The sequence below is a fragment of the Maribacter sp. PR1 genome (genome assembly GCF_028464145.1).
Taxonomy (GTDB): Bacteria; Bacteroidota; Bacteroidia; order Flavobacteriales; family Flavobacteriaceae; genus Maribacter.
In genome coordinates, this window is the sequence record NZ_JAQPCG010000003.1 from 238,018 (window position 1) to 254,191 (window position 16,174).

At 36.3% G+C, this 16,174-nt stretch carries 11 protein-coding genes; 1 reads left to right on the forward strand and 10 read right to left on the reverse strand.

Annotated elements, in window-relative coordinates:
• Positions 1-3: 3 nt before the first annotated feature.
• The 5 genes from PP182_RS07510 to PP182_RS07530 all read right to left on the reverse strand — a co-directional run bounded on the left by PP182_RS07510 (position 4) and on the right by PP182_RS07530 (position 6,760).
• Positions 4-1,245: a glycosyltransferase gene (locus tag PP182_RS07510; protein ID WP_272650733.1), complete on the reverse strand. Its 1,242-nt coding sequence runs from the start codon at positions 1,243-1,245 to the stop codon at positions 4-6.
• A 32-nt stretch (positions 1,246-1,277) separates the two neighbouring features.
• Positions 1,278-3,479, reverse strand: a complete 2,202-nt coding sequence (locus PP182_RS07515; protein WP_272650734.1) for an alpha/beta hydrolase family protein — start codon at positions 3,477-3,479, stop codon at positions 1,278-1,280.
• A 192-nt stretch (positions 3,480-3,671) separates the two neighbouring features.
• Entirely contained in the window at positions 3,672-5,183 is a 1,512-nt protein-coding gene (locus tag PP182_RS07520; protein WP_272650735.1) for a DEAD/DEAH box helicase, read from the reverse strand.
• 125 nt (positions 5,184-5,308) lie between these two features.
• Positions 5,309-6,238, reverse strand: a complete 930-nt coding sequence (locus tag PP182_RS07525) for a 2-hydroxyacid dehydrogenase (protein ID WP_272650736.1) — start codon at positions 6,236-6,238, stop codon at positions 5,309-5,311.
• Between the two features lie 12 nt (positions 6,239-6,250).
• On the reverse strand, positions 6,251-6,760 hold the full coding sequence (locus PP182_RS07530) for a DUF6155 family protein (RefSeq protein ID WP_272650737.1): 510 nt from the start codon (positions 6,758-6,760) through the stop codon (positions 6,251-6,253).
• 167 nt (positions 6,761-6,927) lie between these two features.
• Here PP182_RS07530 and PP182_RS07535 point away from each other — a divergent pair, with 167 nt between their 5' ends.
• Entirely contained in the window at positions 6,928-7,791 is an 864-nt protein-coding gene (locus PP182_RS07535; protein ID WP_272650738.1) for a sigma-70 family RNA polymerase sigma factor, read from the forward strand.
• Positions 7,792-8,312: 521 nt separating this feature from the next.
• Here PP182_RS07535 and PP182_RS07540 read toward each other — a convergent pair.
• Genes PP182_RS07540 through PP182_RS07560 form a run of 5 tightly spaced genes read right to left on the reverse strand, consistent with a single transcriptional unit; the run spans position 8,313 to position 16,173 of the window.
• The gene (locus PP182_RS07540) at positions 8,313-9,527 is read right to left on the reverse strand and encodes a YaiO family outer membrane beta-barrel protein (protein ID WP_272650739.1); all 1,215 of its coding nucleotides are present in this window, start codon (positions 9,525-9,527) and stop codon (positions 8,313-8,315) included.
• Positions 9,527-11,899, reverse strand: coding sequence for a sulfatase-like hydrolase/transferase (locus tag PP182_RS07545; RefSeq protein ID WP_272650740.1), 2,373 nt, complete (start codon positions 11,897-11,899; stop codon positions 9,527-9,529). Before PP182_RS07545 ends, PP182_RS07540 begins: the two co-directional genes overlap by 1 nt.
• A 2-nt stretch (positions 11,900-11,901) precedes the next feature.
• Positions 11,902-13,332 carry a glycosyltransferase family 2 protein gene (locus PP182_RS07550; protein ID WP_272650741.1) on the reverse strand — a complete coding sequence of 477 codons (1,431 nt, stop codon included), beginning with the start codon at positions 13,330-13,332 and terminating at the stop codon, positions 11,902-11,904.
• Positions 13,325-15,769: a HEAT repeat domain-containing protein gene (locus PP182_RS07555; protein WP_272650742.1), complete on the reverse strand. Its 2,445-nt coding sequence runs from the start codon at positions 15,767-15,769 to the stop codon at positions 13,325-13,327. The genes PP182_RS07550 and PP182_RS07555 overlap by 8 nt, the downstream gene beginning before the upstream one ends.
• 41 nt (positions 15,770-15,810) lie before the next feature.
• Positions 15,811-16,173 carry a response regulator gene (locus PP182_RS07560; protein WP_272650743.1) on the reverse strand — a complete coding sequence of 121 codons (363 nt, stop codon included), beginning with the start codon at positions 16,171-16,173 and terminating at the stop codon, positions 15,811-15,813.
• Position 16,174: the final 1 nt, after the last annotated feature.

Here is a 16,174-nt window from a genome sequence, read left to right on the forward strand (position 1 = left end):
TAATCACTCCACTTTATTATTCTTTTCTTCAATCCATTTCCCCATATACTTAGTGCTTTGAAGGGATTGATGCTGTAAAAGACTTCCAATAAAATTGTTGTTCCTGTGTGCCTTGATATTTTTCCGGAGTTCTTCAATCCTTGTCAATAATTGGGTTTCTAACTTTGGCTTACTATAGACTTTATTGATAATTTCCTTACCATTGAACTGTGCTTGTTGCCATGAAGTTTTGTTGGTATAGAGGTCAATCGCATTTTTTGCAAATTCATCTGGATTATCAGCTATATGTCCATTCCAATCCAAGTCGTTATGCATACTTTCTGCACCAATGGAAGTAGTGACGCTCGGTGTACCATGTAACATCGCATCGACTAATTTACCTTTTATACCCGCTCCGTATTGTAAAGGGGCCAAACAAATCCTAGCCAATTTCATTACCTCAGATACTTTTCCAGCTCTACCACGAACGTAAAAGTTATTCTTTGGGTTATGCAACTCGTTAATCGATTGGGGTAAGTAAGCGCCATAAATATAACATTTGGCATCCGAAAGGGACGCCTTGATTATTGGCCAGATTTCTCTTTGTAAATATTTTATGGCATCTACATTGGGTTTATGTTTACCACCACCAATAAATATAAAATCGCTTCGGTCTTCAAATTCAGGCCAATCGTTATTTTGGGAAATTTCATCGAACATGAAAGGTTGATGTAACAATAAACATTCCTCTATTTTCACTGCCTTTATTAACAAATCCATTTCAAAGCTTGAAATGATCAATGATAGATCACACCGGAAAATACTGGCCATTTCCCTTTTGGTTTTATCATCCTGTAACCAAAATTCTGCGGAAAAAGAAAAACCTTTCTTTTGACATGCTTCCCTTACGTGTCGCAATGATTGTAAATCTTCAGAATCTAGTACCCGTAGCGCTTTTGGGCAATGTTCCGCCACACGCCATCCAAATTGTTCTTCCGTTAAAAATCGGTCAAATAGTACTACATCGGGTGCTTCTTGTACTAAGTATTCATCAAAAGAAGCACTGTTTAGTTCAATGTATTGGGTTTTTATATTTAAAGTTCCCAAATCTTCAGAAAAATCAGTTTTAGATGCCGTGGAAACAAAACTGATTTCGTAACCATATTTTATAAACGACCTTAGTAATTGCATCATCCGTACTCCCGCAGCGGTTGCGCTGGGCTCTGGCCACATCAGACCTATAACGAGAAGTTTTTTTGATTCCATCTTAGATACAAGGTTGATTATAAAATTTAGTCTTATTGCAAAGGTGTATAGCCTATATCGTCCAAAACAATAACACCTTTAGGGCTTTGGTCGAATATCAATTTGATTGTCCGTACCGATGCCGGGTCAAATTCAGATTCTTGATGTTCAAAAAGTGTCAAGGGAAAATGAAAGGTCTGTAATTGCACTTCCCATGAATCCCCAACCATTTGATCTTCTAAAAATTCAAACTTAGTAAATTGGGTCTTTAATGGTTTCATAATTTTTTTGACGTCACTGACCTTAAGCTGCGTCGAATTCCCCAAGCTATCTGTTAATTGAATACTAAAATCTGTTGAGAAAGATTCTTCACCTTCTTCTTTCTCTGATTCCTCTTTTTCCTTCTCATCTGATTTCAGCCATTCCAAATTTCCACTGGCAATGGCCATTTGAATGCTTTCAATTTCCTGTCTCCATAGGTTCTTACCGGAAGTTATTTCATAAGATGCCGGTGAATCACTTTTCATTTCATTGTTATTATTCCAACCTAACACCACAGCGTTGTTATCCTGTTTTCCATTATCTCGGGTTGTTAGAACTTGTTCCCTCCAAAGATTCAGACCTTTACCGGCGAGTTGTATGCTATTAGATGCAGTAGTAATATCAATATCTCCTTCAAAATCGACCAAGGACACAAAATCTGAAGTTTCGAAATTTGTTAAGAGGTACTCATCCGGTAGCCATTTTTCGGCCAGTGCCATATTTTTAAAAATTGGCAGGTACTCCTTGTTATTTTTGAGAACGGCCTCCGCAAAGGCACTAATAAAGACTTTGGCTATTTCTTGTTGCTCTTCCTCTTTCAATAAAGGTTGAAGGTTCAACAACCATTTAGACGGTGCTCCAAAATCTGAATTTCCCCAAGTAGAATTAAACTGGCCGTGATTGGCATGATGCACATAAACTCCTGCCTTAATTCGGTCTATACTATCGTTATATTGCAAACGACGGAAGGGACGCATGCCCCAAAAACTCACTTCATCCGAGTCATAGGAACCTTGGAGGCTTAGGTAGTTTACGTCTTCCAGTACAATCTTTCTATCGTATCGATAATCCGTAGGTGCAATGGATACAATTCCTTCTATATTGAAATTAAAATCGAAGACGACGGATGCATCATCCGGAAAGTGAGGTAATCGATTATAACCACCGGCTATTGTCACAGCCTCTCCTCCCCTGGAATGGCCCATTAACATGATATGCTCCATATCTACCTTACCAGAAAGCGCATGCTGTTTATCTACGTTCCACGTTTGCCATTGTTGCAAATGTTTTAATAAAAGCCAAGCTCTTACGGGCATTTCCTTTCCTCTAAAATCACCGGACCAATGGCCATTGATAAAGTTTTCATCAACAGAAACAGTTATAATACCACGACTGGCCAACAGGTCTCCCAGATAGCCATAGCCATCATCCGAATAATCTATCATACTGTGATTTCCATGAACAATTAAGGCCAAGGGAAATGGGCCATTACCTTCGGGCATAAACACGCGGCCGTTTAAGGGAAATTCTTTGACTCCAAAACCCCAAAAATTTTCACGCCATTTTTTCTTCTTTCCCTTCCATTCCGGTAATAATTTAGAGGCATCCAAAGTAGGAGTTTCATATTTTATTCCATCTCGGTATTCTTTTCGCTTTTTGTCGCTTCCGCTGCCATAGGTAAAAGTAGTCACCTCAAATGTTCCTGTTTCAGCAGGATTCTCCTTGCCCAGTTCACTCAAAGAAATTTGTTGTTTTCCCAAAGAGAATCTTGGAAAATCTTTCTTATATGGATCAGATCCTGTGTCGAATAGAAGAAAAACTCCATAACCAAGACCAATTAGGCCAAATACAAGAAACAAGAAAGAAAGAAGCGTTTTGCCGTTTAAAAACCACAATAGGAAAATAATACAAAGGAGGGCGAGGAGGGCCAATGGGTAATAAATGGTTTCTGGCCACCCGAAGCCAAATAATTTTAATGAAACCAAGGTGGCAATGCCGCTAAGGGCGGCTAAGATGTATATAGAACTAAGCCCCTTAAACAGATATTGAACTAATTTGAACAAAAGATAAAAAAGAACTTGAACTACGACACCAACAGCCATAGCAAAAAGCATCATTAAGATTGGAGAAATGCCTGTTAGAAAGTGATATCCGTAAATACCGGTTAGAATTAGCGTAGGAATAAAAGTAAGAGCCAGTTGTCGGTTTTTCATTTGCAATGGTTTCGAGGTTAATTGAAACCCTTAAATTAACCAACTCAGATCAATTAAGGTATAGCTATTCTATTTTTTCACAATCCCTCAAAATATCCCAATTTTAAAGGAGAAAAGATATTTTTAAAGCTTCAAACTGGTAAAAAATTGAACCTTAACCTATATAATATATGTAGGGAAGCTATACTAATTCTACATTTTGGAGGCAAACATTTTCGAAATCTTAGAGCGAAGTTTACGTTCATAGTCTTCCTCCAACCACTCCTTATAGTTTTTTGTATTGTTCATAATACAGTAAGAATACTGACGAACACGGTATTGAATTTCCTCTTTTAGTTTTTTGGCCAAGATACGTGCATCGAAAACATCCTCGGCATTCTCTATACAGATTTGGGCATGCTGTTCTATACTTTTTTCCAGTACAAGTTTGGATTTTTCACCATTGGCAAAACTTTTTTTGTATTCTGCCTTTATGTCAAATTCTATATTATCTGATTTTGAAAATTCATCCCTTAACTCTTGGGGCATTTCATAGACAAACTCCCTTTCTATATCTTCATCGTTCTTTATATTTTCCAAAAAGAAATCCGGAAAATGGAAAATTTCCTGCCAATCCACCTTGGCATCCCACATACCGAAACGGGCAACATTATTCCCCATATCAATAACATTGAATTCCTCTTTATGAGGAAGATATCTAGACCCGCGACCGATCATTTGAAAATAAAGCGTAAGGGAACGTGTAGCCCTATTCAAAATAATTGTTTCTACGGAAGGTTCATCGAATCCCGTCGTTAAAATACTTACTGAAGTCAGTATGGCATCTGGGGTCTCTTTAAACCATTGAAGGATATCTCTCCGCTCGGAAGCATTATTTTTATTGTCCAAGTGCCGAATATTGTATCCAGCCTTTTTGAACATATCGTAAACGTAACGCGATGTATTGATACCATTATTGAAAATAAGCGTTTTTGTACCCTTGCCAATTTCATTGTAGGCATTCAATAATTTTCCCAACATACTATGATTGCTGTAAAGCTCATCAGATGACTTTACGGTGTAATCTCCATTTATCCCAAGCTTTAAACTTTGCAAGCTTACATCGTAATTGTACATGTTGGCACTGGCCAAGAACTTTTTTTCAATCAAAGATCCAATAGATTCCCCAATAATCAACTTTTTGTAATTATCCTTCATGGGAAGCTTAATATTGGAACTCAAAGGGGTTGCAGTCACTCCTAGAATTACAGCCTCTTCAAAAAATTTAAAGAGTTTTCGAAAGGAATTATAGTGGGCCTCATCGATTATGACCAAGCCAATATTGTTAATTTCTACCTTTTCTTCTTGTAGGCGATTATTGAGGGTTTCAACCATGGCCACAAAACATTTGAACTCATCTTGGTCCTTCAGTTCCTTAACCTCACTATTGATGATCTTATTTTTCACACCAAAACCACTCAACATTTTTGATGTTTGCTGGCTTAGCTCAATACGGTGTGTAAGTACAACGACTTTCTTATTTGTCTTTTGAATATATCTCCTTGCTATTTCAGAGAAAACTACAGTTTTTCCACCTCCTGTGGGCAATTGGTACAAAAGATTGGAATTATCGGGATTGTCCTCAAGATATTGAAATATCTTCTTAAGGTCTTCCTCCTGATAACCGTACAAAGTTTTTTCCGTTGTGTCTTTTGAAGATTTCAAAAAGGCAAGAAAATTTTGGTTAGGTGAAAAATTCGAAGCATTAAAATTAGCAGATTTTTATCGGTAAATAAAATATAAAATTTCCCTAACCATATATTGAAGAAAATAATTTTGCGCTTTAGTGATTAATATCCCTTGTTTCTATTGACTTTATTTAAGAGATTTTCCCCATGCCTGAGTCGTTCATAATTCTCTAGAATCTGCGGAACCACAGAATTTGTATCCGAAACACTGGCGTAATGAGGAGTCATAAATATTTTTGGATGATTCCAAAAAGGATGGTCTGAAGGTAAAGGCTCTTGGTGATAAACATCTAAACAGGCACCGGATAAATGACCATTGTCCAACGCTTTCAATAAATCTTCGTTCACCAAATGACCGCCACGTGCAACATTTATTATATAGCAACCTTTGGGAAGCTTAGAAAATAATTCACTGTTTAAAATCCCTTCCGTTTCCGGTGTTAAAGGAAGTAAACAGACCAATATTTGAGTTGATTCTAAAAAGGAATTAAATTCCTCAGAACCGGAGAATGTCCGTACGCCTTTTATTGTTTTTTTACTTCTGGACCAACCTTGGACCGAAAAACCAAATTTCATCAGGTCAGTCGCCGAAAGTGACCCTAGTTCCCCCAAACCCATTATTCCGACCTTAACATCCTTAATTCTTCTATATTCTATTGGACTCCAGTGGGAATCTACTTGCTGCAATTTATAAATGTTGAAATTTTTTAGTTCAGCTAAGATTACAGCCAAAACATGTTCGGACATGTCACTTGCCAAATACGGGTCTACAATACGCGTGATGGGGACATCTTTTGGTACTGTGGTATCCTCAAATATATAATCTACACCCGCTCCTGCAGAGGCAATACATTTCAAATTAGGGTAGTGTGAAAGACTTCCTTGGGGATGCTTCCAAATGACGGCCATGGTAATAGTTTCCTTCGGATGTTCTTCCAAATAACTATATACCGCTACTTCGGGGTTTCTATCTTTTAGGGCTCCCTTCCATAAATCTATCTTTCCGTCTTGTCGTATTATCACTATCGCCATTCTAAATCAGTTTTAATCTAAAATATCCAAAGCTCTCGAGAATTCCTCCTTATAAAGCCAATTTTTTAATTGGGACTGTTCATATATTTTTACGATTCGCGCCTTAAACTCGGGTAAAATTGCATGCTGAGAGACATAAGTAGTCATTTCGCTAAAGGAGTTCAACATACTTTTATAGAATGCATCGGGTACATTGCGTTCTTGCTCAAATGCTTGGGCTATTTCTAAATTAAAGCACATTACATCGGCTACCATTGCGCTGTCCACACCTAATTTAACAAAGTGCTTAATATATTTCTGAGCTACGGACCTCCTTGCTTTAGGGCGCTTCCTTTTTACGGGAAAATATTCATTCGATATTTTCGTCTTTGCCTCTTGAACCATTTTATCTTCCTTGGGATTAAAGGCAAAATCGTAATAGGTCTTTACGGCAGGAAATTTTTCATATAATTCCATTACCTGCGCCTCCAAAGCTTTTTTACTCAATTCAGATAAATATGTTTTAAGTGCTCTTTTACTCATCGATTATTAATTACCTCAAAAATAAGCTATGCCCGGTCAACTGCCTAAATCCTTTAAAGATTAGAAGGGAACTCATAAATTTTGGAAAACATTATAGCTTTCCTTTTGGATAAGACGTAATAAAAATGTATAATGTAAACTTGTACGAACTTAAAACTTAGATATACATGAGGCAACTAAAGATTATCAAGCAGGTAACCAATCGTGAATCCAAATCATTGGATAAATACCTGCAAGATATCAGTAAGATTGATTTAATAACGGCAAACGAGGAAGTAGAACTGGCCCAAAGAATACGTGAAGGAGATCAAATAGCGTTGGAAAAATTGACCACTGCAAACTTAAGATTCGTGGTATCCGTAGCTAAGCAATATCAAAATCAAGGGTTGAAATTACCGGATTTAATTAATGAGGGTAACTTGGGGTTGGTAAAAGCGGCCAAACGTTTTGATGAAACTCGGGGTTTTAAATTTATATCTTACGCCGTTTGGTGGATAAGACAATCTATTTTACAAGCCTTGGCAGAACAATCTAGGGTTGTTCGTTTACCATTGAACAAAATTGGTTCCATTAATAAAATAAAAAAGACTTTTTCTTATTTAGAACAAACTCATGAGCGCCCGCCATCTGCGGAAGAAATCGCCAAGGAACTGGAGATGACCGTTAGTGAAGTAAAACAGTCTTTAAAAAACTCTGGTAGACACGTCTCCATGGATGCCCCTCTGCGTGAAGGTGAGGACTCCAACTTATATGATGTGTTGCGTTCTGGAGAGTCTCCAAAGCCGGACAATCATCTCTTACAACAATCCTTGAATACAGAAATAAACAGAGCTTTAGAGACCTTGTCCCCTAGGGAAGCTGATGTTGTAAAGCTATATTATGGAATTGGCGATCAGCAATCCATGACCTTAGCGGAAATAGGACATACTTTTGATTTAACAAGGGAACGTGTTAGACAAATTCGTGAAAAAGCGATTAGAAAGCTTCGTCACAATTCAAGAAGTAAATTATTAAAAACATATTTGGGTTAAATTCCCTGAAGCCTCAAAAATAAAAAAGCGCCTATTTTCAGAATAGGCGCTTTTTTTGTAGTACACACTAGATACTAAGAATACGTTAGTTTATTAATGTTAATGTCTACAAGAATGTTATTTAAATTCTCGATAAAATTATGATAAGAGGTACTATCGTTATTTTGATTTGCCATATTATTCTATTTTAAGGTTATGTTTTCGACTACATGTAGTCTAGTTCCACTAATTCGTTAAGGCTTAAAATTTCGTTAAGGTCTTGAAGAAAAATTAGGTATTCCTCACCGTAGGTATCATAAAGCATAGGTTAGGGGTTTTTAGGTTTAAAATTTCGATTTGGTTACTTTTAAGTACATTCTAAATGTAGGAAGGGAGTGCATTTACGACAATAAAATGTGGTAAACGAGTTCATTTTTGTTGTAAAAAATACGTTTGTTATAGGTGAAGGAAATTAAATCGTTTGAATTACTGGGTTTTACGGGGGTTACCAAAGAATCCTTTCGTCGTTTATTTATAATGATTCAACGGAATTTTACTTGATATGCAAGACCAGCAGTCACGGATAAGAAGAAATCTCCTGTACTAAACGCCAATTCTTGTCGGTTAACACCTAAATTGGCTTTGTATTGGTTGTTGCCCTTTTTGTTGGTAAACTGATACTCCAATCTCAATCTTTGAGATTCCAAGTACAATAATGTTTCTGCAAGCAACTGTCCATTGACGACAAACTGATTTAATTCTGTATCAAAACCGTAGACTACGTTGAGTCCCAAGAAATTATTACCATCTTTCAGATATTTTCTAACCAAAAAGTTTCCAGATACTCCAACTCCTTTTTTTGCATCGGGTATTACGTATGACCGTAGCACCATATAATAATTACCTCTGTATAACCCAAAGGTTCCCGTTAGAATAGTTGCATTATCCTGCTCAAATATTAAATGCCTAAAACCAAGAGAAGCCTCTAAGGCATTTGGCAGTTCTTTTACCACCTCTCCCCCTATCCTATGCTTGGGAAAAATAGGTGCTCCTGAATATCCGTAATTGAAATACCCATTTAGGGTTTTAGAAAACCTTGGATACGCATCTACTTCGGCTTGTATTCCATGTATGTTAAACCTTCTGTTATAATTCAACCGGGGAATAAGAACGCCCCACTTTGTTTTTTTTTGGTACTCCAATGCCCCGTAATACATAGGGTTCAATTCTTTGTCGAAAACCTCTGCTTGGGTATAAACGGTAAGAGACTGGTTATTTTCATCTTCAATTTTAGTCTTTTTTAGGACATTCTGTAGAAGTTGTTGGTCCTCGATTTGTTGGACAATTTCGGTCTTAATAATTAGCAGCTCATTATTTTCAGGTAAATATTTTAGGGCCTTGTTCGCTAGTCCGAGAGCGATATTATAATTTTTAGCGTATTGCTCGTTCTTAATAGCTCCCAACCAAACTTCACGGTTATTTCGTTCCTTACTGGTTATACGGTTAAACTCCAGTCTTGCTGATTCGAACTCATGATCCCAACTATATGTTTTTGCGAGCAAACTTCTTACATCTGTATATTCAGGGTACTTGGTAAGAATACTTTTCAGGGTATCCCTGGCAGATTGCCTATTGCCCGCAAATGCCAAATCTCGTGCAGCAAAAAATGATTTGTCAGGGTCCCCTTTATAACTGAATTCCTGGGCAAAGAACACCCACGATATCAATAGAAAAAGAGGAAGCAATACTTTCTTCATTATTTTTGTTCTGTATTGACCTCTGCAGTTTTTAATTCCAGCGCCTTAGTAGTTTTTTCTTGTGCCACAATCAAGGAAATAGATCTTTCAAACTTTTCATTTAATATCCTATCCTGGACACTATTACTTTTTGCAGTCCTTTGTATATCATAGGCAAATTCATTTTGCCCAGACCAGAAATAAGCATCCATAAGTGCACAGTAACCATCTTCGTACTTTGGATACTTCTCAATTACTTCATTTAATAGCGCTATCGACTTATCGTAGTTTTCTTTCCAAGAATAAATCCTACCCATAAGGATTTCAGTATCCGCGTGACGTGGTATTTCACTTAAAATATACTCACAGAGCAAAAGGGCCCTACCATAATCCTTATCAAATGCCATATCCTTGGCTTTTGAATAGGCATCATCAAAGTCTTTTCCATTAAAAACACTTTCTATCCAAATAATTTCCTCTTTGGAAAATTTAGGGTTTTTATCGGCTATCAGGGATACTGATTTTGGGATAATCCTATTGTTTTTGGTTACGTAGTTGTTGACGGACTTAAAATTTTCAAACCTTTTCTCAATTGGGTCTATTGCTGATTCATTATCTATTTCTTCCAAATTTAGATTGTGATCCAAATGAAAGGTCTTTCCATCGGTATAGAATAAATCGTTCATTATATAATCCTGAATATTGTAGGCATTTCTCAATAATGGAATTTCATTGTATGTTTTTAGGTCAGATTTATCGACCAAGTCTTGTCCCATCCAAGCCATCTGATTGGGCTTTGTAAAGGAATATCCTTCGTTTAAAAGGGAGATCAAACTTGGGGCAATGTCCGCATGTGAAGTTATTTTAGGTATTACCCCAGTTTTTTTTAATAAAGGACTGTACATAATTAAGGGAACCCTGTACTTGGACAATGTGTTTGCCTGCGGAAGTTCGGCCAACTGATGGCTACCAGTGATAATATAAATCGTGTTTAAATATGTTTTGTGCTTTCTTTCTTGGGTCAAGAAATCGTTTAAGGCCTCATCGGCATAAAGAAAACTAGCAAATAACTCATCATTTCTTCGAATAAATCTGTTTGTAGCACCTTCGAAATTCGATTGTTCTACTATTTGGCTTACTTGTTCCTGATACTTACTACTATTTGGAATATGAAATGGCGCTTTGGTACTCAGCGTTACAAAGACATCAAACTTTGGAACGGTATAGAATTGCACGTTTTTATCATAATTGGAAAACAGTGCCTTATCTGGATATCCCAAGGTAATTCCTGCCGCATCCTCTTCCTGTAGTTTAAATTCATTTCCAAAATTATTTCTGTCAAAAATCAAGGATACCTTCTCCTCTTCCAGGAATTTATCAAAATTATATAGTGCCGTATTTCCGCCATAATTAAATGAGGTAGCATACCCATTATTTTTCAAAATACTATATAACGTATTTCTATAGGTGAAATTAGGGATTTGAGTAAAACCTGCCTCTCCAAAAGGAAGAGAACCAACAACATTTGGAAAGGAAGCATAGCTTTCACCTGTATTACTGAGAAAATTACTCCAATACAATGATTCCTCTTTTAAACCTTGTAATTGCGGCATAAAGGCTTTGAAATCACCTTGTACCAAATCATTACCTAATCCATCAACAATAATTATTTTTATGTGAGGCATGGAATCCTTAAGGTCAAAATATTGGGATAGACCCGCTACATTGTAAAAAGGATTCAATAATGGAAATTCTTCTTTACCATCATAAGTTTGTGATTGGAATAGTTTCTTGGTGATATGCTGTGCCAAATGTTGGATCTTATTTTCATTGACCGGCTTTTTATCAGAATATAACGTAGCCAAGAAAATACTAAAAAAGATAATGGTCAATGGGTACATTCGACTAATAACACTATAGAACGATTTTATATACCTATAACAGAAATAACAAATGGCAAGGGTAAATAATGAAACCACCAACGTTTGCAAGACAGAGAATCGAATTTCACTTTTTTTGAATAAGCCTACAAAATCCGCCCCTAGTGGCTCAAAATTCTGAACATAATAGGTAATTAAGGAAGCCTCGGCAAGAAGCAATAAAAGCAGAAGTACTTGAACAACTTTAAGGCCCAAACCATATTTTCTATTCTCTAAAATATTAAAAACAAAAGCAAGGAATAATGAACAGACGGAAGCAAATCCTAAATGGTGTAATAAATAGATAAAAAAACTAGTGTTGAGGATACTATCAAGGACACCAAATGAATACAATACAGTATTTTGATAAATAGACAGAACGACCAACCCTAGAAAAAAGGTAATCACCAAAGGAATGAAATCCTTTAGTGTCTTTTCTTTTAAATTGATATGTTCGTCCTTGTATTCCAGCATGTTTAACTAGCTTTTGCGAAACCCTTTCTTACTTGGGATCCCCAACCTGATTTTATTTTGAACAATTTTTTATAATTACCGCGCACTGCAGACCATACTACCAATGGATGAAAGGATATAGGTTCAATAATGGCACAGAACATTAAAATGAGAATATCCTTGGTTTTTTTATATTCATTATAGGAATAGACATCCCAGAGTATCGCATAAAAGGAAAACATTACCGAGAATACATATACTGCGGTGGTTATCGCAATAAAGAATTCCCAGTTCAAGATTCCCAACCAGTAAAAAAGTAGGATGGTAAAAAATCCAAAAAATTCCAGAAGCGGAGCCATCCATTCATAAAAAAACCAATAGGGATAACTTAGCATTCCCAAGCGACCGAATTTTGGATTAAAAAACATTTCTTTATGCTTGAAAAGCGTTTCCAAATTTCCTCTTGCCCAACGATCACGTTGATTTATTAAAATCTTAGTATCCTCCGGAACTTCCGTCCAACATAACGGATCAGGAATGTATTCTACCGTGTATGGAAGTTTACGCTCGTGCATAAAACGTCTCATCTTAAAAACAATTTCCATGTCCTCCCCTACCGTATTCGTGTCATAACCACCAACCTCCAAGGCAATTTCACGATCAAAGAATCCAAAAGCCCCAGAAATTATTAGTAAGCTGTCTATTCTTCCCCATGCCATTCTACCAAGAATAAAAGAGCGGGTATATTCCAATAATTGAAACCTTGCCAACCAATTTGTCGGTAATTTTATTTCCTCCAATTGACCACCTTGGATTATGCAGGAATTAGCCACCCTTATTACACCTCCTACAGCAATTACTTGTTTTTCGGAGCGTTGGTAAAAAGATTTAACTACATGCAAAAGAGCGTCTGGAAGCAAAAGGCAATCTACATCTATACATCCCACATACTGATTGGTAGATAGCGCCATTCCAGTATTCAATGCATCGGATTTACCTCCATTTTCCTTGTCGATTACGGTTAATTTTGAGAATGCTTTATGTGGGGATTTATAAATACCTCGTATGGGTTTGGACCTCCAATCCGGATCAATCTCTTGTTCTATTTTAATTAGGTCATAAGCATCGATCATCTTTTGTAAGGTGTCGTCCTTACTCCCATCATTTACCACCATTACCTCATAGTTAACATACCTAAGGGACATAAGGGAACGTATGTTTTCCACAATGGTAAGTCCTTCATTATAAGCAGGAGCTATGATTGTTATACTCGGGGCCAATGGCGAAGCCATTAATTTGGACATCTCCCCAAAGCTGTTTTTATTTCTATAGTGTATGGAGTTTCTGGTGGACAAATAGCCCATCAAGGTAAACATTGTAAATAGGACCACTGTAAACACGAAAAAAACAATGTTTATATATTCCAGTAATATTTCCAGAAATCCGTTAGTCATTCTTCCTGTTGTATAGTTTAGTGGACATATTGCATAGGTGGTCAAATAACGTGCTGCTATGTTTTGGGTCTTTATTTACTGGATTACTATCGTATCCCTCCGTGATTGGTTCAAAATTGAGTTTGAAGAAATCAGGATTGTCCTTTTTAATTAGTTCTTCAATAGAAACAGGCTTGTTACTTGTAATAAGGTTATCCTCATTCTCAGCCTCAAGCTTCAATCTGTTTTTTAGCAATTGCAATACCTTTTTGGCCTTTTTCTTGATTTCCTTGTTTTCATCCAATACCAAAGTTTGAAGTAGTTGTAATTCTTTGGAATCGCCCAATTCTGCAATTTCATTAAGTAGAAAAATTTTGGAATCTAAATCTCCCTTATCGATCAACTCCTCAAAGACACTATATTCCTTTTCTTGAATTGATTCTATACTAAACCCTTGTTCTTGCGTATTAAAATGTTCTAATAGAAAACCAATTCTTTCTAAAACAATGGATGATGTTTCAGTATCCAACATCGCCTTTAACAAAGGTATTTCCCGTGCATCCCCTAACTCTTCTATATTTTCTAAAAGCGCCAAAGTCTCCATAATTTCATTTGAATGAAAATTCGGCTTTAGGATTTGGTTATCCCTAGAAATATCTAGTGCTTCCTCAATTTCTATTTGTATTTCTTCAAGGTCCCCAAGTTGGTTTTCAAAATTGAATGGCCATTCCAGGAACTCATTGGATTCGTCCGAATTAACCTTGTTTTCGTTTTTATTCCCTTGTTTTGGTTCAATAGGTTTAAGCCCAGAAAAGTCAAGGAGTTGACTGTTTTCTATTGTTTCCTTAGAAGACTTAATAGAAGGAAGAACTAGTTCAAAATAAACCTCTAAATCCTTAAGGGGTGGAATTTTAGTGATTTTTTCAAAAGAGACTTCCTCATACACAACCTTAATATTCAAGGGGTTTATATCAATTCCATCCACAACTAACGGCAAAAAATTATCATTGAAAGGAATTATTTCTCTTTCTGGAATAACTTCTTCAAAATTTCCACTTAATTGATTTATAGGTGTTTTTCGATCTTGGTTAGTCGCTTCAATTTCATCCTCATTGGAATCAATTACTATGGGTAGGAATGCAATTTCTTCTTGAGTCAAATCCTTCTCATTCTCTAAAGCGTCATCATTCTCTAGACTTTTTGCCCTGCTTACAGGAATAAGGTTTTTGTTGGATAATGATGAGAGCTTATTTTTTTCTTCCGCCAGATTACTATCCCTATAATTAGAATAATGGGTATCTGCTACTAATTCCTTTTGTAGCGTATTACTATCAACATCTTCATTTTTTTCTTCAATACGCTCACTATCTTCAGTAGGTTTAACAGTATCTGACGTTTTGGCTACCGTTCTTATTTCATATTCTTCAATATCCTTTGTGGGAAGTATAGCTTCTGGTTGAATGGTATTTATGGCTCTAACGGCCTTATTTTTTACCATAAAAGTGTCAGTACCCTCTTGAATACTTTCCAAAAAGGGTATCTCATCTTCACCACCAATTTCTGCAATGGTATCCAGGATATGCATTTTTATATCCGTGTTGTTCTTCCAGAAGACCTGTTTAAGCATGGATAATGCATCACTTACATAAAATTCCTTGATGCAGTGAATAGCTTCTCGCTTGATAGGATTGCTTTTATGGTTAACCAAAGTTATAAGGGAAGCATTGGCATCATTCTGATTAAAATGTTTTATTAATCGAAGTGCAAAAAGAACCACATAGTTATTTTTGGAGGTAAGCCAGAGTCTAAAAGGGGGTGGAATGTAATCATCCTTGTTTCTAACTACATCCAATAATTTCAACTGTTGCCATTCCGATATTCTATATTTTGTGTGGTCCATAAAAAAGGAGATACCCTCATTTTTAAGGGTGACTATCGCAATCTCGGCCTGTTTTCTTACCGTTCCTCTTTTATCGTTAATAAACCCGGTAATAGGCTTATAAGCCTCTTCTACATGCATTTGAGTTAACTCGAATATCCCTTTGGAAATAATTTGCCAACGCCAACTTTTTAATTTTTTAAATGCATCCTCGTGCAGACCCAAATCTTGATAGATATTAAAAAGTTCTGTTCTGGTATGACCGGATACATCTTTCCGTAGGTCCATCAGAATTTCCGTTAGCACTTTACGGTCAAAAGGATTTTTAATGAGTTCCCTAACCTCTATTTTGAGTCCTATATAATTTATTTTTTCAATTTTATCCCCATGCTCATCGTAAAACAGAAACTCACTGATAATTGGGGATAATTCCTTCTTTTTCTCCCTTATTTTTTTACTTTCTTTTGTAATCTTATTTCTGAAATAAAATACCGAAATCAGATATAGCATGGCCAAGACCACAAAAAATGTGGAAAGGCCCCAAAGTAAATCCGTTGGAATTTTGGGGCTAGATATCAATGTCGCTATTTTAAAAGTCTGGGGGATTATAATTATAAGATTTAGTTTTTATAAAGTTCTCGTTTTAAGCGAACCAAAAGTTCCGTAGGGCTAAAGGGCTTTGATATAAACTCGTTCGCTCCCAATTCAAATGCACTTAAAACGTTTTCTTCATTCCCTGCGGATGAAATAATGATTATAGGTGTTCTCAGAGAAAGGTCTTTTCTAACATAATTGATGAGCTCTATACCCGAAAAATAGGGCATCATGATATCACTCACGATGATATCAGGTGTGTTGGTTTTAAGGTACTCCTTTACTTCTTTTCCATTAGAGGATTGATGCACATCATATCCACCTTTTTTAAGTCGAAAACCTAAAAGGGAAGCCAATAAATCATCGTCATCTGCCAATAATACTTCCATT

Excerpts from the sequence above, each read along its gene's own strand:
- PP182_RS07510 (WP_272650733.1), bottom strand. The coding sequence starts at position 1,245 with ATGGAATCAAAAAAACTTCTCGTTATAGGTCTGATGTGGCCAGAGCCC.
- PP182_RS07515 (WP_272650734.1), bottom strand. The coding sequence starts at position 3,479 with ATGAAAAACCGACAACTGGCTCTTACTTTTATTCCTACGCTAATTCTA.
- PP182_RS07525 (WP_272650736.1), bottom strand. The coding sequence starts at position 6,238 with ATGGCGATAGTGATAATACGACAAGACGGAAAGATAGATTTATGGAAG.
- PP182_RS07530 (WP_272650737.1), bottom strand. The coding sequence starts at position 6,760 with ATGAGTAAAAGAGCACTTAAAACATATTTATCTGAATTGAGTAAAAAA.
- PP182_RS07535 (WP_272650738.1), top strand. The coding sequence starts at position 6,928 with ATGAGGCAACTAAAGATTATCAAGCAGGTAACCAATCGTGAATCCAAA.
- PP182_RS07540 (WP_272650739.1), bottom strand. The coding sequence starts at position 9,527 with ATGAAGAAAGTATTGCTTCCTCTTTTTCTATTGATATCGTGGGTGTTC.
- PP182_RS07545 (WP_272650740.1), bottom strand. The coding sequence starts at position 11,899 with ATGCTGGAATACAAGGACGAACATATCAATTTAAAAGAAAAGACACTA.
- PP182_RS07550 (WP_272650741.1), bottom strand. The coding sequence starts at position 13,332 with ATGACTAACGGATTTCTGGAAATATTACTGGAATATATAAACATTGTT.
- PP182_RS07560 (WP_272650743.1), bottom strand. The coding sequence starts at position 16,173 with ATGGAAGTATTATTGGCAGATGACGATGATTTATTGGCTTCCCTTTTA.